Below are 18,446 nucleotides of genomic sequence, written 5' to 3' on the forward strand. Positions count from 1 at the left end.
CGCGACGCAGCGGCTCCACGGCGATCGGGGACGGCAGCCGGCCGCGGTGCGGCCCGGAGGGTCGCCGTGTCATTCGATGCGGTCGAGGATCAGCGGCAGCGGTTGCTCGTCCGTGTCGACGCCGATCGCGCCCTCGAGCGCCTCCAGCGCCCGCGGGATCCGCGAGGCGTCGTCGGTCTGCAGCTCGAGCAGCGGCTGGCCGGCGGTCACCTGCTCGCCCACCCCCGCCCGCCAGACGACGCCGGCCGCGGCCGACACCAGGTCCTCCTTGCGGGCCCGGCCCGCGCCCAGCCGCCAGGCCGCGACGCCGAGGAGAACGCGTCCAGCCGGGTCAGCGTGCCGGTCGCCGGGGCGGTCATCACGTGCGTCTCGGCCGGTGCAGGGAGCGGGGCGTCGGGATCGCCGCCCTGGGCCGCGATCATCGCGCGCCACACGTCCATGGCGCGGCCGTCGGCCAGCGCGTCGGCCGGGTCGACGTCCTCCCGCCCCGCCCCGGCCAGCATCTCGCGGGCCAGGGCGAGGGTCAGCTCGACGACGTCGGCCGGCCCGCCCCCGGCGAGCACCTCGACCGACTCGGCCACCTCGACGGCGTTGCCCGCGGCGCGACCCAGCGGGCGGTCCATCGCGGTCACCAGCGCGACCGTCCGCACCCCGGCCGCCTCTCCCAGCCCGACCATCGTCCGCGCCAGCGTGCGCGCGTCGTCGGCGCTCTTCATGAAGGCCCCGGAGCCGGTCTTCACGTCCAGCACCAGCGCATCGGCACCCTCCGCGATCTTCTTGCTCATGATCGAGCTGGCGATCAACGGGATCGACTCGACCGTGCCCGTCACGTCGCGCAGCGCGTACAGCTTCTTGTCCGCCGGGGCCAGGTCGTTGCCCGCCGCGCAGATCACCGCGCCGACCTCGCGCAGCTGCCGGAGGTAGGCCTCCTCGTGGACGTCGGCCCGCCACCCGGGGATGGCCTCGAGCTTGTCCAGCGTGCCGCCGGTGTGCCCGAGCCCTCGGCCGGAGAGCTGCGGCACCGCCACCCCGCACGCGGCCACGAGCGGCGCCAGCGGCAGGGTGATCTTGTCGCCGACCCCGCCGGTGGAGTGCTTGTCGGCGGTGGGCCGGCCGAGCGAGGAGAGGTCCTTCCGCTCGCCCGAGTCGATCATCGCCTGGGTCCACACGGCGAGCTCGTCCGGCGTCATCCCGCGGAAGAAGACAGCCATGAGCAGGGCGCTCATCTGCTCGTCCGGAACCACGCCGTCGGTATAGGCGCCGACGACCCAGCGGATCTGCTCGGCCGTCAGCTCCCCGCCGTCCCGCTTCGTACGGAGGACGTCGATGGCATCCATCAGCCCTGCCCCGCTCCGCGGCAGCGACCAGGTCGTCCGGCCCGAAGGCGTCGGGCAGCACCTCGCGCATCGGCACGATGCCGAGCGACACCGTCTCGATGAGCATCTCGGCCCCGCCGTGCTCCCACAGCAGCTGCCGGCAGCGGCCACAGGGCATGAGCGGCTGCCCGTCCCCGCCGACGCACGCGACCGCGACGAGGCGGCCGCCCCCGGTGCGGGCGAGGTCGCTCACCATGCCGCACTCGGCGCACAGCCCGAGGCCGTAGGAGGCGTTCTCCACGTTGCAGCCGGTCACCACGCGCCCGTCGTCCACGAGCCCGGCGACGCCGACGGGGAACGTCGAGTACGGCGCGTACGCGTGCGTCATCGCCTCGCGTGCGGCCGCCCGCAGCGCCTCCCAGTCGGGCTCGGGACGGGTCACTAGTGCTCTCCTCGTCGGTAGACCAGGCCGTCGGCCTGGGGCATGCGCAATCGCTGGGACGCCAGCGACAGGACGAGCAGCGTCGTCAGGTGCGGGGTGAAGGAGACGATCCCCGGCGGGAGCTCGTCGATGAGCACGAAGCCGGTGAGGGCCGCGGCGGCGAAGGCTGCGGCGAGGACCGCCTGCAGGGCCCGGCGACGGAGGAACTGCCACACCGCCACGGCGGCCAGGAGCACGGCCACCAGGAGCAGCAACGCGACGACGGCGGAGCGGCTGCGCAGCTGCAGGGCGTCGGCGAAGCCGAACAGCCCCGCACCCGTGGCGAGGCCGCCGGGGCGCCAGTTGCCGAAGATCAACGCGGCCAGACCGATGAAGCCACGGCCGTTGGTCTGGTTCTCGCGGTAGATGCCGGCGATGAAGACGAGGAAGACCCCGCCCATGCCCGCGAGCGACCCGGAGATGATCACCGCGATGTACTTCATCCGGTACACCGCGACACCGAGCGAGTCGGCGGCCGCCGGGTTCTCGCCGCAGGAGCGCAGCCGCAGCCCGAACGCCGTCCGCCAGAGCAGCAGGTAGGACGCCGGGATCAGGAGCACCGCGAGGACCGTCAGCAGTCCGACGCCGCTGGTGAACCCGCGCAGGATCCCCGCGACGTCGCTGAGCAGGAACCAGTGCTGACGCTCCAGGTCACCGAGCAGGTCCGGCCCGGAGGAGAGCACCGGCAGCGACAGCCGCGGCGGATCGCTGGACATCGACGGCGACTGGGTGACCCCGCCACCCGCCTCGTTGTCGGAGTAGAAGAGCTCGGAGAGGAACCGCGCCACCCCGGCGGCCAGGATGTTGATCGCCACGCCGGACACCACGTGGTCGACGCCGAAGGTGACGGTGGCGATCGCGTGCAGCAGCCCGCCGAGCGCACCGAACAGCACCCCGCCGACGAGCGCGGCGCCCCAGCCCCACTGGTAGCCGGCGTACCCGGCGCCCCAGGTGCCCAGGATCATCATGCCCTCGAGGCCGATGTTGACCACGCCCGCACGCTCGGCGAACAGCCCGCCCAGCGCGGCCAGCCCGATCGGCACCGCCAGCAGCAGGGCAGCGGACATCGTCGAGGACGACGTCAGCGCCTCCTCGCCGCTGATGGCGCGCACGAGGGACATCAGCACGACCACCGCCAGCGCGATCCAGAGGAACCGCCGCCCCTTCCCCCGCCGGTCAGCAGGTCGGTCAGGGGCCCCGGCTGGGCCGCGGCCCGGGTGAGGTCACCACGGTGCTCATCGCTGCGCCCCTGCCGCTCGTCGGTATCGCCGGCCGGGCCCGCCGGGCCGCTCGGCGTCTGCGTCGCCGCCGCCCCGCCGTCACCCGCGACCGGCGCCGGAGGCTCCGCGCTCCCCGCTCGGCCGACCGTCGGGTGACCCGCCGGGCGACCTCGTTGGCGACGACGACGGCGAGCACGATCGTGCCCTGGATGATCGTGACGACCGAGGCCGGGAAGTCCGCGATCTGCAGCGGGACCAGAGCGCGGTCGAGGAACGCGAACAGCAGGGCCGCGAAGGCGATGCCCAGCGGCCGGTTGCGCCCCAGCAGGGCGACCGCGATGCCGAGGAACCCCAGGCCGGCGGTGAAGTCGGTCGTGTATGAGTGAGTGGTGCCGAACAGGTCGGGCAGGCCGATGAGACCGGCGACCGCCCCGGAGAGCAGCATCGCCTTGATCACCATGCCGCGCGCATCGACGCCGCTGGCGCTGGCCGCCGACGGCGACAGGCCGCTGATCTTGAGGTCGTAGCCGAAGCGGGTCCGGTTGAGCAGGACGGCGAGGACCACGCCCACCACGATCGCGATCGGCAGGAAACCGTAGAGCTGGCGCGGGGGTTCGCCAGGCCGAGGACGTCGAAGACCCCGTTCAGGCCGCCGAGCTGACCCGACTCGGCGATCTCCGCCGTGCTGATGATGGACGCGCCCTCCGCACTCCCCGGAACGGCCCGGTGAGCAGGTAGGACGCCAGGCCCAGCGCGATGAAGTTCAGCATGATCGAGCTGATGACCTCGCTGACGCCCCGGGTCACCTTCAGCACCGCGACGATGCCTGCCCAGAACGCGCCGACGACGACCGCCACGGCGATGATGAACAGCACGTGGAGCGGCCCGGGCAGCGTCACGGCCGCACCGGCCGCGGCGGCCACGATCGTGGCCAGCCGGTACTGGCCCTCGACGCCGATGTTGAACAGGCCCATGCGGAAGGCGATCGCGACCGCCAGACCCGCGAGGAACAGCGGGATGGCTCGGTTGAGGATCACCACGAGCGCGGTGATCTGCTGCGCGGGCGAGTCGCCGAAGTCGAGCATCACCTCGAAGACGCGGATCGGGTTCACCTGCAGCGCCGCCATGACGGCCATGGAGATGACCAGCGCACCGACGACGGCCAGGACGGGCGCGAACAGCGACAGGCCCACGCGGCGGACGACGGTCATGCCGCACCCGCCGCGCCGCGAGCCCCGGTCATGTAGCCGCCCAGGTCCTCGGGGGTGACGCTGGCCGGGTCCAGGGTCGCGACCAGCCGCCCGCGCAGCATCACCTGGAGCGTGTCCGACAGGCCGATCAGCTCATCGAGGTCGGCAGAGATCAGCAGGATCCCCATCCCTTCGGCTCGGGCGTCCTTGAGCAGTTCCCAGATGGCGGCCTGGGCGCCGATGTCGACACCCCGCGTCGGGTGCGCGGCGATCAGCAGACGGGGCTTCGAGCTCATCTCCCGCCCGACGATCAGCTTCTGCTGGTTGCCGCCGGACAGGGCGACGGCGAGCGTGTCCGGTCCCGGGGCGCGGACGTCGTACTCCGTCATGATCCGCTCGGTGTCGGCGCGAGCCGCCTTGCGGTCGATGAACTGGCCCTTCGCCGCGGGCGGGAGGGTCTGGTGGCCGAGGATCCGGTTCTCCCAGAGCGGCGCGTCGAGCAGGATGCCCTGGCGGTGCCGGTCCTCCGGGATGAAGCCCAGACCGGCCTCGCGCCGGGCCCTGGTGCTCCAGCCGGTGATGTCCTCCGGGCCGTGGTCCCCGCCGTCGCCCGCGCGTCCGCCGTCGAGGCGCACCTCGCCGGCGACGAGCGGACGCAGACCCATGATCGCGTCGACGAGCTCGGCCTGGCCGTTGCCCTCGACCCCGGCGATCCCGACCACCTCGCCGGCCCGGACGGTGAGGCTGACGTCGTCGACGAGCGCCCTCCCTCGCGGGTGTGCACGGTGAGGCCGCGCAGCACCAGCACCGGTTCGTCCCGCACGGTGGAGCTGCGGGTCTCCGGGGAGGGCAGCTCCGAGCCGACCATCATCTCGGCCAGCTGCTTGACCGTCGTCGTCCGCGGGTCCGCCACCCCGACGGTCGTCCCGCGCCGGATGACGGTGATCGCGTTGGCGACGCGGCGCACCTCGTCGAGCTTGTGCGAGATGAAGATGACCGTCAGGCCCTCGCGGGTGAGCTCGGCCAGGTTGCCGAACAGCTCGTCGACCTCGTGCGGGACGAGGACCGCGGTCGGCTCGTCGAGGATGAGGACCGTCGCCCCGCGGTAGAGCACCTTGGCGATCTCGACCCGCTGCCGGGCGCCGACGCCGAGGTTCTCGACCAGCTCGTCGGGGTCGAGGTCCAGGGAGTATCGCTCGGAGATCTCCACGATGCGGCGGCGGCCCTCGGTCCGGTCGAGCCGGAACCCCCGGGTGGGTTCGCTGCCGAGGACGATGTTCTCGAGGACGGTGAAGTTGTCGGCCAGCATGAAGTGCTGGTGGACCATGCCGATCCCCGCCGCGATGGCGTCGGCGGGGCTCCGGAAGTGCACCTCGCGGCCGTCGAGCAGGATCGCCCCCTCGTCCGGGCGGTGCATGCCGTAGAGGGTCTTCATCAGCGTGGACTTGCCGGCGCCGTTCTCGCCCACGATCGCGTGCACCTCACCGCGGCGGACCCGCAACTCGATGTCACGGTTGGCGACGACACCGGGGAAACGCTTGGTGATGCCGCGCAGCTCGACGGCGTAGGCGGCCTGGCCGGCCTGCGCCGGGGGCGGGCTCCCGCCGGTCACTCCTGTTGCGGCCATGGTGGGCCTCTCCCTCGTGTGCGGCCACGGGTGCGCGGCGCACGTCTGCTCGTCTGCGCCGGCGACGGGATCGACCGTCGAACGGCGGGTTCCCGGGCCGGGCGGACCCTCGGGGTGCGCGGATCGGGCTGGCCGCATGATGTCGCACCACGCCGTCCAGGTGGGAGACCGGGGTTCGGCGGCGGCGGGCGAGCGGCGCCGGATCACGACGGCGGGCCCGGGTTCCGCACCGTGGAGCGGCGCGCCCGGACCCGCCGTCGGGGTCGATCGCGGTCGCGGGCCCACCCGAGCGGGCCCGCGACCGGGTGTCACGGGGTCGTCGGGACCTCGATCTCACCGTCGATGATCTGCTGCCGGTACTCGTCGATCTCGCCCTGGATGTCCTCGATGAAGCCACCGGACTCGGACAGGCCCACGCCCTCGGACTCGAGGTCGTAGATGACGTCCTGGCCGCCCTCGAAGTCGCCCTCGACGAAGCTGTCGATGAACGACTGGACGGCGTTGTCGACGCGCTTGAGCATCGAGGTCATGATCACGGCCTGCAGGGCCGGGTCGTCGACGGTCTGGTACTGGTCGGAGTCGACGCCGATCGCGCGGCCGTTGGAGGCGGCAGCGGCCTGGAAGACACCCAGACCAGAGCCACCGGCGGCGTGGTAGACGATGTCCGCCCCGCGGTCGAACATGCCCTGCGCGACGATCTGGCCACGGGCCGGGTCGTTGAAGCCGGAGAAGTCACCGGCCGGCGAGATGTACTCCGAGGTGACCGTGATGGCCGGGTCCACGGCCTCGACGCCGGCCTCGAAACCGGCCTGGAACTTCTGGATCAGCGGCGTCTCGACACCGCCGACGAAGCCGACGCTGTTGGTCTCGGTCTTCAGCGCGGCCGCGACACCGGCGAGGAAGGAACCCTGCTCCTCGGCGAACAGCAGGCCGACGAGGTTGTCGGCGCCGATCTCCTCGACCGAGGAGTCGACGATCGCGAAGGTCGTGTCCGGGTACTGCTCCACGACGTCACCGATCACGTCGCCGTAGGCGAAGCCGACGGCGATGATCGGGTTGTAGCCCTCGTCGGCGAGCTGGGTCAGCAGCTCGACGCGGTTGGAGGCGTCGGAGTTCGGGCTGAGGTCGCGGACCTCGCCGCCGTGCTCGTCGATCGCGGCCTCGACGCCGGCGATGGCCGAGTCGTTGAACGAGCGGTCGCCACGGCCGCCGGTGTCGTAGGCGACGCCGACCTTGAGCTCCTCGCTGGCGCCGCCGCCCTCGGCGGCGGTGTCGCCGCCGCCGTCCTCGTCGCTGGCACAGGCCGACAGGGCCAGGCCGCCGGCCAGCAGCAGTGCCGCAGCCTTCGTCATCCGCGCTCGGCGCAAGACGATCTCCTCTCTGGAGGGGCGCACGGTCTTCCGAGGTGCGCCCCGGTGGGGTCAGGAATCCATCGGCCCCGGCCGCCTCGTGTCGCACGAGCCGGACTCGATCGCTTAGGACTGAGGAACGCTAACCGCGGCCGCGACGGACACCACTGCCTCGCCCCGGACTGAGATGCGATCGTTGCGAAGCACCGGGACCGGGTGCGCTGGGTCACCCTTTCGGGCTACCGAGGGGCGACGCCCTACCGTGCGTTCCATGGAGCGACGCCGGCGCGCGGCCCGGTGGCCGGTGGCCGCCCTGGTCTCGGCGGCGATCGTCCTGCCGGCGGTTTCCCCGCTGCGGCGGAGGACCCCCGTCCGACGGTCGACCCGACCGCCCCCACACCCTCCGCCCCCTACGTCGGCCGCCCGCCCCAGGGGTCGGCGCCCGACGGCCGGACGGTCGGTGGGGAGGACCTGGACACGCGCGGCACCGTGGTGGCCGAGGGAGCCCCGCCCCTGCCCGAGGGACTGGTGGCGAGCGGCTGGCTGGTCGCCGACCTCGGCACGAGCGACGTCCTCGCCGCGCGCGACCCGCACGGCCGCTTCTACCCGGCCAGCACGCTGAAGACCCTGACGCTGCTGACACTGGCCCCCTGCTGGACCCGGCCGCGGTGATCGAAGGGACCACGGAGGACGAGAACATCGAGGGCAGCCGGGTGGGGCTGGTCCGGGGCGGCCGGTACCCCGTCTCCCTGCTCTTCCAGGCACTGATCCTGCAGTCGGGCAACGACGCCGCCAACGCGCTCGCCCGGGCGGCCGGCGGGATGGACGTCACCCTCGCGGCCATGAACGAGACCGCCGAGCGCATCGGCGCCTACGACACCGTCGCCGGGTCGCCGTCAGGTCTCGACGTCGCCGGCCAGTCGTCCTCGCCCTACGACCTCGCGCTCGTCTTCCGAGCGCTGCTCGCCGACCCGGGAACCGCGGCGGTGCTGACCACGCCCACGGCCGACATGCCTCCGGTCGAGGGCCGCTCCCCGGCTACCAGATCCAGAACCAGAACCCGCTGGCCGCGACTCCCGGCAACCTCGGCGGCAAGACCGGCTTCACCGACGCCGCCCGGCACACCTTCGTCACGGCCGCCGAGCGGGACGGCCGCCGGTTGGTCGTCAGCGTCATGGACACCGAGAACGTCCCACTGCGCGCGGCCGACCAGGCGGCGCTGCTCCTCGACTGGGGCTTCACCGTCCCGGCCGGCACCGACGACGTGGGCACGCTCGTGGCCTCGGGGACCTGCCGCCGTTGCCGGCGCCGTCCAGCGCCTCCGGCGCCGCACCGAGGACCAGCCGGCCGCCACCGACCGTGACGGCCGAACCCGCGTCCGCGGGGACGACGTCCCCTGGCTGCCGGTGGCTCTCGGCGGAGCTGCCGTCGTGATCCTCACGGCGACCGTGGCGGGGCGCCGGCGGGCCGTGCGGGTGGTCCCGGCGCTCAGCTCACCACCGGACGCTCCTCCCGGGGCGGGCTCACCGCCTCGATCCGCCGGAGGGTCGACGTCCAGGCGGCCGTGAAGAACGCGAACCGGGCCACCAGGTTGATCCACACCAGCAGACCGACGGCGCCCCCGAACGCCGAGGCCGTGACGCTGCCGGAGATCAGCGACAGGTAGTAGCCGCCGATGACCTTGAGCGCCTCCACCCCCGCCGCCCCGAAGAGGGCGCCCGGCAGCAGCAGCCGCAGCGGGTGGTTGACCGACGGCACGACGCGCAGCAGCCAGAGGAAGACCAGGACGTCGGCGGCCACGGCCAGCCCGATGCCCAGCGCCCACGTCAGCACTCCGAAGCCCGGATCGTCGGCGACCCCCAGGAGGTCCAGCACCCACGACGTCGCCTGGGTGACCCCGCCGGTGACGCCGAGGCTGGCCAGCCCGACCGCGCCCAGGGCGACCAGCGCCACGACGTCCTGGAGGTTGTCGCGGAGGGCGTCGGGCGGGTCGACGTGGCCCTTCCAGATCCGCTCCATGCCGATCCGGAGCTTGTCCATCGCGCGCAGCCCCGCGTAGATGAAGCCGGCGAGGGCGATCAGCGAGATGAAGCCCGCCGCGTCGATGGCGCTGCGCAGCTGGTCGACCAGCTCTCGGCCGATGCTGCCGGGAAAGGTGTCGCGGATGACGGCGAACAGCTCGGCCTGCAGGAGCGCGTCGCCGGCGATGACCAGCCCGATGATCGACGCGACCAGCAGCAGCATCGGGAAGAGCCCGAGGAAGACGAAGTACGTGACCCCGGCGGCCATCAGGTCACCCTGGGTGCGCTGGTAGCGGCCGCCCGCGCGGGCCAGGTGGTCGAACCAGCGGTACCGCCGGCGCTGCGCGTCGACAGCGTCCTCGACCCGGGAGTAGAGCCGGGTCCACCACGGCTCCCGGACGCCGGACTGCTCCGGAGGAGCGGCGGAACTCACCGCCCGAGTCTGCGGCCTCCCCGCGCGGACCGCGCTACGGCCCCATCCGGCCCCGTCCCGAGGCTCGCGCCGAGCGTGCGAGGCGCGAGGAGGACGGGGTCCTTCAACCGGTGAGGGGTACTCGCGGGCGACGGCCCACGCCCCCGTGGAGGTCTGCTCGAACTCGGTGAAGGCGGTGACCCGGAACTCGGCGGACAGGTCGGCCAGGCCGGTGTACGCCAGCTCCAGCATGTCGGCGGGGACGTCGTGGGCCACGGTGACGTGCGGGTGGTACGGGAAGGCCAGCGACCGCGCCAGCGGGCCACGGCGCACGTCGTTGGAGAGCAGCTCGCAGTTGCCGATCCCGCGTGCCACGGCGACGAACACGACGTCGGACACCGGGGTGAAGGTGCCCGTGCCGGACAGGTGCATGTCGAACGGCTGATGGCACCGGGCCACCTCGGCGAGATGGGCGCTGATCAGCGTCCGGTCGGCGACGGCGACCTCGGTCGGGGGCAACAGGGTGACGTGCGGCGGCACCTGGTTCGCCTGCGGGTCGCCCACCTTGGACCGCCAGTCCACCAGCAGCTGGGCCCACGGCTCGGGAATCGCCACGACGATGCCGAGCACCGCGTTGTCCCGTCGGGCGCTGCCGCGCGGCACGAACGTGTCGTCGTTCACCGCGGGGCCCCTGCCGCAGGGAGGAAACCGGTCCGCTCGTAGACCGCGGCGACGGTCCCGGCCGCGACCTCTCGGGCCCGCTCCGCCCCGCCGGCGAGGATCCGCTGCAGCTCGGTCGGATCGTCCAGGAGCTCCTGGGTGCGCGCTCGGACGGGCGTGACGAAGTCGGTGACGACCTCGGCCAGCTCCTTCTTCAGGTCCCCGTAGCCCCGGCCGGCGAACTGCTGCTCCAGGTCCGCGACGGCCGTGCCCGACAGCGCGCTGTGGATGGTCAGCAGGTTGGTGACGCCGGGCTTGTTCTCGGCGTCGGCGACGATCTCGCGACCGGTGTCGGTGACCGCCGAACGGATCTTCTTCGCCGTCACGTCGGGCTCGTCGAGCAGGAGGACGCAGCCGGCGGGGGAAGGCTCTTGCTCATCTTCTTGTCCGGCGACTGCAGGTCGAGGATCTTCGCCGCCCCGGGCGGGATGTGGGCCGCGGGCAGCGTGAGCGTGGGCCCGTACCGGCTGTTGAACCGGGTCGCGAGGTCGCGGGTCAGCTCGAGGTGCTGGCGCTGGTCCTCTCCCACCGGCACCTGATCGGCCTGGTAGACGAGGATGTCGGCCGCCTGCAGGACCGGGTAGGTGAACAGCCCCACCGAGGCGCCGGACGTGCCCTCTCGCTGGCTCTTGTCCTTGAACTGGGTCATCCGGCTGGCCTCGCCGAACCCGGTGAGGCACTCCAGCACCCAGGACAGCTGCAGGTGCTCGGGTACGTGGCTCTGCACGAACAGGGTGCTGCGCCCGGGGTCGACGCCGAGCGCGAGCAGCTGCGCGGCCGACACCATGGTGTTGCGCCGCAGCACCGCCGGGTCCTGCTGGACGGTGATGGCGTGCAGGTCGACGACGCAGTAGAACGCCTCGGCCGAGTCCTGCAGCGCGACCCACTGGCGCAGCGCACCCAGGTAGTTGCCGAGGTGGAAGGAGCCCGCCGTCGGCTGGATGCCCGAGAGCACACGGGGCAATGGCATGGAGGACGGTGGCACGTCGGCCATCAAACCAGCCGGACGCCCCGGACGTTCCGGCCTCCCCGTTCCGATGACGTCAGAGGACGCCGGCGTCGCCCCTGACCTGGTCGAGGGCCGCGAGGAAGACGTCGTCCTCCTCGGGGCTGCCGACGGTGACGCGGACGCCCTCCCCGCGAACGGCCGGGTGATGACGGCGCGAGACTCCAGGGCGGCCGCCAGGCCCGTCGCCTCCTCCCCCACGGCCAGCCACACGAAGTTCGCCTGGCTGTCGGCCACGTCCAGCCCGCGCTCGCGCAGGGCGGCGGTCAACCGGTCCCGTTCGGTGACGACGGCGGCACAGCGGGCGCGGACCTCCTCCTCGCTGGCGAGCGCGGCGACCGCCGCGGCCTGGGCGAGCATGGACACGCTGAACGGGACGTGGGTCTTGCGCACGGCCTCGGCGACGGCCGGGTCCTCGGCGATCAGGTAGCCGACGCGGAGCCCGGCCAGACCCCAGGCCTTCGAGAAGGTGCGCAGCACGGCGACGTTCGGCCGCCCGCGCATCAGCTCGATGCCGTCCGGGACGTCGGGATCGGTCACGAACTCGCGATAGGCCTCGTCCAGGACGACGAGGGTCTGCTCGGGGACGGCGTCGAGGAAGCGCTCGAGCTCCGCGCGCCGCACCGCCGTCCCGGTGGGGTTGTTCGGGTTGCACACGAACACCAGCCGCGTGGTGTCGTCGATCGCGGCGAGCAGGCCGTCGAGGTCGTGGGTGTCGGCCGGCCCGCCGGCCCGGCCGGGCACCAGCGGCACCTGGGCGGCGCGCGCACCGGCGACCTGGGCGAGCAGCGGGTACATCTCGAACGAGCGCCAGGCGAAGGCGATGCTCGTGCCCGGCTCGCTGTAGGCCTGGGCCAGCTCCTGGCAGAGCGTGACCGCCCCGCACCCGGTGGCCACCTGACCGGGGTCGACGCCGTAGCGCTCGGCCAGAGCCCGCGTGAGGACGACGGCGCCGTTGTCCGGATACCGGTTGGTCTCCGCGGCGGCCGCGGCGACCGCCTGGACGACCGCGGGCAGCGGCGGGAAGGCGACCTCGTTGCTGGCGAGCTTCACGGCGCGCTCGACACCGATCTCGCGGGCGAGGTCGGCGGGGTTGCGGCCCGGCTTGTAGGCGGGGAGCGCCTGGACGACGGGGCGTGGCGAAACCACGGGGTCTGCCTCCTGACCGGCGGCTTCCCTAGGCTGGCCGCCATGCGCGTACTCGTCGCCGGTGGAGCCGGCTACATCGGCAGCGTAGTGACGGCGGCGCTGCTGGCCGACGGCCACGAGGTCACCGTGCTCGACGACCTGTCGACCGGCCACGCCGACGCCGTCCCCGAGGGTGCCTCCTTCGCGCAGGTGTCGCTGCACGACTCGGCGCCGGTGCTGGCCGACGTCCGGCCCGACGCGGTGCTGCACTTCGCGGCCAGGAGCCTGGTCGGGGCCTCACAGCAGCAGCCGGAGGACTACTGGCACGTCAACGTCGGCGGCTCGCTGGCGCTGCTGGAGGCGATGCGGGCCGCCGACTGCCGCCGCATCGTCTTCTCCTCCACCGCGGCCACCTACGGCGAGCCGGAGTCGGTGCCGATCCGCGAGGACGCGCCGACCCGCCCGACCAACACCTACGGCGCCACGAAGCTCGCCGTCGACCAGATGCTGACCTCCTACGCCGTCGCCCACGGGTTCGCGGCCGTGAGCCTGCGCTACTTCAACGTCGCCGGAGCCGCATACGGCCTCGGCGAGCGGCACACGACCGAGACGCACCTCATCCCGCTCGCGCTGCAGGTCGCAGCCGGCCAGCGGGAATCGCTCACCGTCTACGGCGAGGACTACCCGACGCCCGACGGCACCTGCATCCGCGACTACGTGCACGTCGAAGACCTGGCCGAGGCGCACCTGCTCGCCCTGCCCGCCCCGGCCGCCGGCGAGCACCGGATCTACAACCTCGGCAACGGAACCGGGTTCTCCGTCCAGGAGGTCGTGGACGCGGCGCGCGAGGTGACCGGCCACCCGGTCCCGGTCGTCCTGGGTGAGCGCCGGGCGGGTGACCCCGCCCAGCTCGTGGCGTCCAGCGACCGCATCCGGGCCGACCTGGGCTGGGCGCCGAGGCACACCGACCTCGTGGGGATCGTCCGCGACGCGTGGGACGTCGCGCGGGCGCACCGGGTGACACCCCAGGCATAGGTACCTATACCTGCGCTTTCGCCCGCGGGACGCAGGTATAGGTACCTATGCCTGGTCCGCCGGCGTGCTCGTCCCGTCGTCCCCGCGGGCCGGCGGAGGGCCGACGAGGAGCCGGGCGATCCGCCGCCCGTCGAGCTCGAGGACCGACAGGGTGCGGCCCTCGACCGCGATCGCATCGCCGACCTCGGGCAACCGGCCCAGCTCGGCCAGGACGAAGCCCGCGGCGGTCTCGTAGGGGCCGTCGGGCAGCCGCAGGCCGGTGGCCTCGGTGAAGTCGTCCAGGTTGAGCAGGCCGTCCACCTCGCGCGGGCCCCCGGGCGGCTGCCCGGCCTCCGGGGTCACCTCCTCGTCGTACTCGTCGTAGATCTCCCCGATGACCTCCTCGATCAGGTCCTCGAGCGTGACGATGCCGTCCGTGCCGCCGTACTCGTCGACGACGATCGCCAGGTGGTGGTTCTCCCGCCGCATCTCGCTCAGCGCGGTCAGCACCCCGGCCGTGCCGGGCAGCCGCTTGACCTCCCGGGCGAGATCGCCGACGGTCGCGGCCCGGCCCGCCGGATGGTTGGGGAGGAAGAGGTCGCGCACGTGCACGAAGCCGACGACGTCGTCCTGGTCGCGGCCGGCCACCGGGAAGCGCGACCAGTTCGAGTCACCCATCAGCTTCGCGGCACGGCTGGTGGTCATCGACGCGTCGAGGAACGCGACCTCGGTGCGGGGTGTCATGACCTCCCGCACCTCCCGCTCGCCGGCCCGGAAGACCTCGTCGATCAGGCGCCGCTCGTCGCTGCTGAGCGACTCGTGCGCCGCGACGAGGTCGCGCAGCTCCTCCTGGCTGATGGACTCCCCGCTCTGCTTCGGGTCGCCGCCGAAGAGCCGGACCATGACGTTCGTGGACTTGGAGAGCAGCCAGATGACCGGTCGCGACAGCTTCGCGATGGCGTTCAGGGGCGCGGCGACGAGGAGCGCGAAGCCCTCCGCCCGCTGCAGGGCCAGCCGCTTGGGGGTCAGCTCACCGACCACCAGTGACAGGTAGCTGATGGCGACCGTGACCAGGACCAACGCCAGGGTGCCGGCGAGCCCCTCCGACACACCCCGCCCGACCAACCAGTCCGCGAAGGGCTGCGACAGCGTGCTGGCGCCGAAGGCGGCGGAGAAGAAGCCGGCGAAGGTCACCCCGACCTGGACGGCGGCCAGGAACTGGTTGGGGTCGCTGAGCAGCTTCTGCACGGCCTGACCACGGCGACCCGTCTCGGCCATGGCCCGGACCTGGGACTCGCGCAGGGAGACCAGGGCGATCTCCGCTCCCGCGAAGACACCGCCGATCAGGATGAAGACGACGACCATGACGATGCTGAGCCAGACGTCGCTCACCGGCGGCGTACTCCTCGGGGTTCGGGTAGGTGGTGCGCGGGCGAGTCCATGGTGCCTGTTCGCGCCGCTGCCCGGGGTCCATCGGGTCTGACGGCACCCCCACCAGGGGTTCTCGGCGCCGTCCGTGACGATTCTCTCCCGACTCACGGTGACCTTGCGCGCACCGTTAGTCTCGAGCAGGTAACGAATCGTGATTGACCGTTCTCGTGAGGTTATGCCGTGCACCACGCCCCTGCGGACTTCCCGCCCGCCCGCGCGACCAGCGCTGTTCGCCGCTGGACGGGTCTCAGGCGGGCCTCCCGGCACCGCGGCGCGCGACTGGCCTTCAGCGCCGCCCTCAGCACCGTGGTGACGGCGCTCGTCCTCGCCGTGCCGGTGATGGCGGGCACGGGCCCGACCTCCCCGGTGGTCCTCGGCCAGGACGGCGGGCCGCTGACCTCGAGCGCGTTCGCCGGCCTCACGTCGGCTGCGACGTTCTCCTCTGCGACGGGTGAGGCGACGGCGGCGCCGTCGGCGACCGGTTCATCGGCCGGGGTCACGGCGACGCCGTCCGCCCCCGCGCCCGTCGCCGCCGCCCCGGCGCCTGATCCGGCGACCACGGCTCCGGCCGCACCGCCCGAGCCTGCTGCCGAGCCGGTCACCCCGGAGCCCGAGGCAGCGGCCCCTACCCCTGCCCCTGCTCCTGCCCCCGCTCCTGCCCCCGCTCCGGCACCTGCGCCGGCGCCCGCTCCCGTGGCGGCTGCCGCGCCGCCCTCCGGTGGCCTCGAGGACCAGGTCCTGGCACTGGTCAACGCCGAGCGGTCAGCCGCCGGTTGCGGCCCCGTCTCCGCCGATGGCGGGCTGGCCGCCGTCGCCCGCGCGCACAGCGAGGACATGCGCGACCGGGGGTTCTTCGACCACGTGAACCTCGACGGGCTCGACCCGTTCGACCGCGCGGACCGCGCCGGCGTCGCCGCGCGGGCCGAGAACATCGCCTGGGGGCAGCGGGACGCGGCCGAGGTGATGAACTCCTGGATGAACAGCTCCGGTCACCGCGCCAACATCCTGAACTGCGGCCTGACCCGCCTGGGGGTGGGCGTGGCCGAGGGCAGCGGCGGCGGCCCGTGGTGGACCCAGCTCTTCGGCTGACCCGGCGTCGTCGTCGCTCGTCGCCCTCGTCGGGCCCGAGTGTGCGGTTCTCGGGGTCGACGACGGAACTCAGGGGCCGACAAGCCAACGCTCGCGCTCAGCGAGGAGCTCCCTCAGCGCGGCAACCAGCACTTCCACGTCGTGCATGTCCCGTGCGGTGACGTGGAAGACGATCCATCCGGCGGCAGCCAGGCGGTTGAGCCGGCGACGATCGCGGCCGAGCTGGCGTGTCTCGCCGTGCCAGGCGCCGTCGTACTCGACAGCGACCCGCTGAGCCGGGAGCGCGAGGTCCACACGACCCGCGAAGCCGCCCGCCGCAGCACGGACCGTGTACTGCGGGACGGCAGGCAGGCCGGCCGGCGCCAGCGCGACTCGGAGGCGTGACTCCGGCTGCGACTCTGCGCGGGGATCCGCCAGCGAAGCGGCCTCCCGGGCCCTCCGGGCGCCGCGCACACCCGCCAGCTCCGATGCGGCGTCCTGGAGCTCCGCGAGGTCGACCACCTGCCGGGCGAGGAGGACGTCGAGCGCGGGGACGGAGTCGTGAACGGTCTCGAGACGCGCGATGTCCAGCGCTGTCGGCAGACCGGTGGTGAACCGTAAGGGATCTCGGCGCACGACGTCCGCCTCGGGCAACCGCACCCGGCGCACGCGCAGACCGGTCACGGGACCGAACTGCATGACAGCGGGGATGGCGATCTCCACCGGCCTTCCCGGGCCGACCAGCGTGGTGCCCCGTGCAGGTATGCCGCGGTGCGCCCGCTGACAACCGCCGACGCAGGGGGCGAGCAGTCGTGCTCCGCGAACGAGGACGCCGTGCGACTCCGGCAGGCGGGAGTCGGCGTAGATGCCGCGGTACAGGCGTCGCCATGCCGAGCTGCGCAGCGCCTCCGGCGTCAGGACTCCGTCCCTCAGCACGTCGCGGGCCCGGAAGACCGCTCGCTGCAACGAAACCGGACGGCGGGGCGAGGGCATCGCACGAGGCTGCCGGATCGGCGACCTGGACGCCGTCGTCGTCCACAGGCTCGCGAGTGTGGGTTCGTCGTGGTGCCGACAGCCTTGCGGAGCCCCGTTTCCGCACACTCGGTCCCGTAGCCCCCACCAGCAACGCGCGACGGCCCCCTCAAGCGCCGGTGAGGGGCCGTTGCGGCGTACGGGTTACCTCAGGCCATGGCCTTCTGGAGGTTGGTGTCGATGGCCGCCAGGAAGTCCTGGGTGGTCAGCCACGGCTGGTCCTTGGAGATCAGCAGCGCGAGGTCCTTGGTCATCTGGCCGCCCTCGACGGTGTCGATGCAGACCTTCTCCAGCGTCTCGGCGAAGCGGGTCACCTCGGGGGTGTTGTCCAGCTTGCCGCGGTGGGCCAGGCCCCGGGTCCAGGCGAAGATTGACGCGATCGGGTTGGTCGACGTCTCCTTGCCCTGCTGGTGCTGCCGGAAGTGCCGGGTCACCGTGCCGTGCGCCGCCTCGGCCTCGACGGTCCGTCCGTCGGGGCTCATCAGCACCGAGGTCATGAGGCCGAGCGAGCCGAAGCCCTGCGCCACGGTGTCGGACTGCACATCGCCGTCGTAGTTCTTGCAGGCCCAGACGTAGCCGCCCTCCCACTTGAGGGACGCGGCGACCATGTCGTCGATCAGCCGGTGCTCGTAGGTGATGCCGGCGGACTCGAACGTGTCCTTGAACTCGGCCTGGAAGACCTCCTCGAACAGATCCTTGAAGCGGCCGTCGTAGGCCTTGAGGATCGTGTTCTTGGTCGACAGGTAGACCGGGTAGCCGCGCTGCAGGCCGTAGTTCATCGAGGCCCGCGCGAAGTCGCGGATCGAGTCGTCGAGGTTGTACATCGCCATCGCGACGCCGCCACCGGGCGACTGGAACACCTCGTGCTCGATCGGCGCCGAGCCGTCCTTCGGCTGGAAGCTGATCGTCAGCGTCCCCTCGCCGGGGAACCGGAAGTCGGTGGCGCGGTACTGGTCGCCGAAGGCGTGACGGCCGACGACGATCGGCTTGGTCCAGCCCGGCACCAGGCGCGGCACGTTCTCCATGATGATCGGCTCGCGGAAGATGACGCCGCCGAGGATGTTGCGGATGGTCCCGTTGGGCGAGCGGTACATCCGCTTGAGCCCGAACTCCTCGACACGCGCCTCGTCCGGCGTGATCGTGGCGCACTTGACGCCGACGCCGTGCTTCTTGATGGCGTTGGCGGAGTCGACGGTGATCTGGTCGTCGGTCGCGTCGCGCGCCTCGATGCCCAGGTCGTAGTACTCCAGGTTCACGTCGAGGTACGGGAGGATCAGCTGGTCCTTGATGAACTGCCAGATGATCCGGGTCATCTCGTCGCCGTCGAGCTCGACGACCGTGCCCTCGACCTTGATCTTGCTCACGTGGTGATTCCCTCTCTGCGGTGGTGAAGTTCTGGAACGGCCCCTTCCCGGGGCCCGCCCTGAGCGT

At 72.6% G+C, this 18,446-nt stretch carries 17 protein-coding genes and 2 pseudogenes; 4 read left to right on the plus strand and 15 right to left on the minus strand.

What is annotated here, in order from left to right; genetic code table 11:
- Positions 1 to 69 precede the first annotated feature (69 nt).
- From U6N30_RS24495 to U6N30_RS24535, 9 genes and pseudogenes are all read right to left on the minus strand, one after another.
- Positions 70 to 258 carry a hypothetical protein gene (locus U6N30_RS24495; RefSeq protein WP_324278446.1) on the minus strand — a complete coding sequence of 63 codons (189 nt, stop codon included), beginning with the start codon at positions 256 to 258 and terminating at the stop codon, positions 70 to 72.
- The gene (locus tag U6N30_RS24500) at positions 207 to 1,337 is read right to left on the minus strand and encodes a thymidine phosphorylase (protein WP_324274331.1); all 1,131 of its coding nucleotides are present in this window, start codon (positions 1,335 to 1,337) and stop codon (positions 207 to 209) included. The genes U6N30_RS24495 and U6N30_RS24500 overlap by 52 nt, the downstream gene beginning before the upstream one ends.
- Positions 1,338 to 1,377: 40 nt before the next feature.
- Positions 1,378 to 1,758 (minus strand): annotated as a pseudogene (locus tag U6N30_RS24505) (cytidine deaminase); the annotation flags it as partial.
- Entirely contained in the window at positions 1,758 to 2,930 is a 1,173-nt protein-coding gene (locus U6N30_RS24510; RefSeq protein ID WP_324274332.1) for an ABC transporter permease, read from the minus strand. The pseudogene U6N30_RS24505 and the gene U6N30_RS24510, both read right to left, overlap by 1 nt.
- A 55-nt stretch (positions 2,931 to 2,985) precedes the next feature.
- On the minus strand, positions 2,986 to 3,591 hold the full coding sequence (locus U6N30_RS24515) for an ABC transporter permease subunit (protein WP_324274333.1): 606 nt from the start codon (positions 3,589 to 3,591) through the stop codon (positions 2,986 to 2,988).
- Between the two features lie 70 nt (positions 3,592 to 3,661).
- Positions 3,662 to 4,228 carry an ABC transporter permease subunit gene (locus tag U6N30_RS24520; RefSeq protein ID WP_324274334.1) on the minus strand — a complete coding sequence of 189 codons (567 nt, stop codon included), beginning with the start codon at positions 4,226 to 4,228 and terminating at the stop codon, positions 3,662 to 3,664.
- Positions 4,225 to 4,929: an ATP-binding cassette domain-containing protein gene (locus U6N30_RS24525; RefSeq protein WP_324274335.1), complete on the minus strand. Its 705-nt coding sequence runs from the start codon at positions 4,927 to 4,929 to the stop codon at positions 4,225 to 4,227. Before U6N30_RS24525 ends, U6N30_RS24520 begins: the two co-directional genes overlap by 4 nt.
- A gap of 404 nt (positions 4,930 to 5,333) precedes the next feature.
- Positions 5,334 to 5,972: pseudogene (locus tag U6N30_RS24530) on the minus strand (ATP-binding cassette domain-containing protein); the annotation flags it as partial.
- Positions 5,973 to 6,142: 170 nt separating this feature from the next.
- On the minus strand, positions 6,143 to 7,186 hold the full coding sequence (locus U6N30_RS24535; protein WP_324274336.1) for a BMP family lipoprotein: 1,044 nt from the start codon (positions 7,184 to 7,186) through the stop codon (positions 6,143 to 6,145).
- A 294-nt stretch (positions 7,187 to 7,480) separates the two neighbouring features.
- Between U6N30_RS24535 and U6N30_RS24540 the strand changes: the two genes are divergently transcribed.
- Complete coding sequence (locus U6N30_RS24540; RefSeq protein ID WP_324274337.1) at positions 7,481 to 7,855, plus strand: hypothetical protein; 375 nt, start codon at positions 7,481 to 7,483, stop codon at positions 7,853 to 7,855.
- Complete coding sequence (locus U6N30_RS24545; protein ID WP_324274338.1) at positions 7,852 to 8,751, plus strand: hypothetical protein; 900 nt, start codon at positions 7,852 to 7,854, stop codon at positions 8,749 to 8,751. Before U6N30_RS24540 ends, U6N30_RS24545 begins: the two co-directional genes overlap by 4 nt.
- On the opposite strand, the gene U6N30_RS24550 is transcribed toward U6N30_RS24545, so the two are convergent.
- From U6N30_RS24550 to hisC, 3 genes are read right to left on the minus strand one after another with little or no spacing between them, the layout of a single operon-like run.
- Positions 8,672 to 10,297, minus strand: coding sequence for a YhjD/YihY/BrkB family envelope integrity protein (locus tag U6N30_RS24550; protein ID WP_324274339.1), 1,626 nt, complete (start codon positions 10,295 to 10,297; stop codon positions 8,672 to 8,674). The two genes, U6N30_RS24545 and U6N30_RS24550, sit on opposite strands and share 80 nt — an antisense overlap.
- Complete coding sequence (locus U6N30_RS24555) at positions 10,294 to 10,662, minus strand: tryptophan--tRNA ligase (RefSeq protein ID WP_324274340.1); 369 nt, start codon at positions 10,660 to 10,662, stop codon at positions 10,294 to 10,296. Before U6N30_RS24555 ends, U6N30_RS24550 begins: the two co-directional genes overlap by 4 nt.
- The gene (gene hisC, locus U6N30_RS24560) at positions 10,659 to 12,491 is read right to left on the minus strand and encodes a histidinol-phosphate transaminase (protein ID WP_324274341.1); all 1,833 of its coding nucleotides are present in this window, start codon (positions 12,489 to 12,491) and stop codon (positions 10,659 to 10,661) included. Before hisC ends, U6N30_RS24555 begins: the two co-directional genes overlap by 4 nt.
- A gap of 42 nt (positions 12,492 to 12,533) precedes the next feature.
- On the opposite strand from hisC, the gene galE reads away from it, so the two are divergent.
- Positions 12,534 to 13,505 (plus strand): UDP-glucose 4-epimerase GalE, encoded by a 972-nt coding sequence (gene galE / locus U6N30_RS24565; protein WP_324274342.1) that lies wholly within the window; start codon positions 12,534 to 12,536, stop codon positions 13,503 to 13,505.
- Between the two features lie 45 nt (positions 13,506 to 13,550).
- Here galE and U6N30_RS24570 read toward each other — a convergent pair whose 3' ends face one another.
- Complete coding sequence (locus U6N30_RS24570) at positions 13,551 to 14,876, minus strand: hemolysin family protein (RefSeq protein WP_324274343.1); 1,326 nt, start codon at positions 14,874 to 14,876, stop codon at positions 13,551 to 13,553.
- A 219-nt stretch (positions 14,877 to 15,095) separates the two neighbouring features.
- Here U6N30_RS24570 and U6N30_RS24575 point away from each other — a divergent pair, with 219 nt between their 5' ends.
- Positions 15,096 to 16,004, plus strand: coding sequence for a CAP domain-containing protein (locus tag U6N30_RS24575; RefSeq protein WP_324274344.1), 909 nt, complete (start codon positions 15,096 to 15,098; stop codon positions 16,002 to 16,004).
- Positions 16,005 to 16,073: 69 nt separating this feature from the next.
- Here U6N30_RS24575 and U6N30_RS24580 read toward each other — a convergent pair whose 3' ends face one another.
- On the minus strand, positions 16,074 to 16,919 hold the full coding sequence (locus U6N30_RS24580) for an endonuclease domain-containing protein (protein WP_324274345.1): 846 nt from the start codon (positions 16,917 to 16,919) through the stop codon (positions 16,074 to 16,076).
- A gap of 245 nt (positions 16,920 to 17,164) precedes the next feature.
- On the minus strand, positions 17,165 to 18,379 hold the full coding sequence (locus U6N30_RS24585) for an NADP-dependent isocitrate dehydrogenase (protein WP_324274346.1): 1,215 nt from the start codon (positions 18,377 to 18,379) through the stop codon (positions 17,165 to 17,167).
- Positions 18,380 to 18,446: the final 67 nt, after the last annotated feature.

The sequence above is a fragment of the Blastococcus brunescens genome (genome assembly GCF_035320885.1).
Classification (GTDB): domain Bacteria; phylum Actinomycetota; class Actinomycetes; order Mycobacteriales; family Geodermatophilaceae; genus Blastococcus_B; species Blastococcus_B brunescens.

Excerpts from the sequence above, each read along its gene's own strand:
- galE (WP_324274342.1), top strand. The coding sequence starts at position 12,534 with ATGCGCGTACTCGTCGCCGGTGGAGCCGGCTACATCGGCAGCGTAGTG.
- U6N30_RS24500 (WP_324274331.1), bottom strand. The coding sequence starts at position 1,337 with ATGGATGCCATCGACGTCCTCCGTACGAAGCGGGACGGCGGGGAGCTG.
- U6N30_RS24520 (WP_324274334.1), bottom strand. The coding sequence starts at position 4,228 with ATGACCGTCGTCCGCCGCGTGGGCCTGTCGCTGTTCGCGCCCGTCCTG.
- U6N30_RS24535 (WP_324274336.1), bottom strand. The coding sequence starts at position 7,186 with ATGACGAAGGCTGCGGCACTGCTGCTGGCCGGCGGCCTGGCCCTGTCG.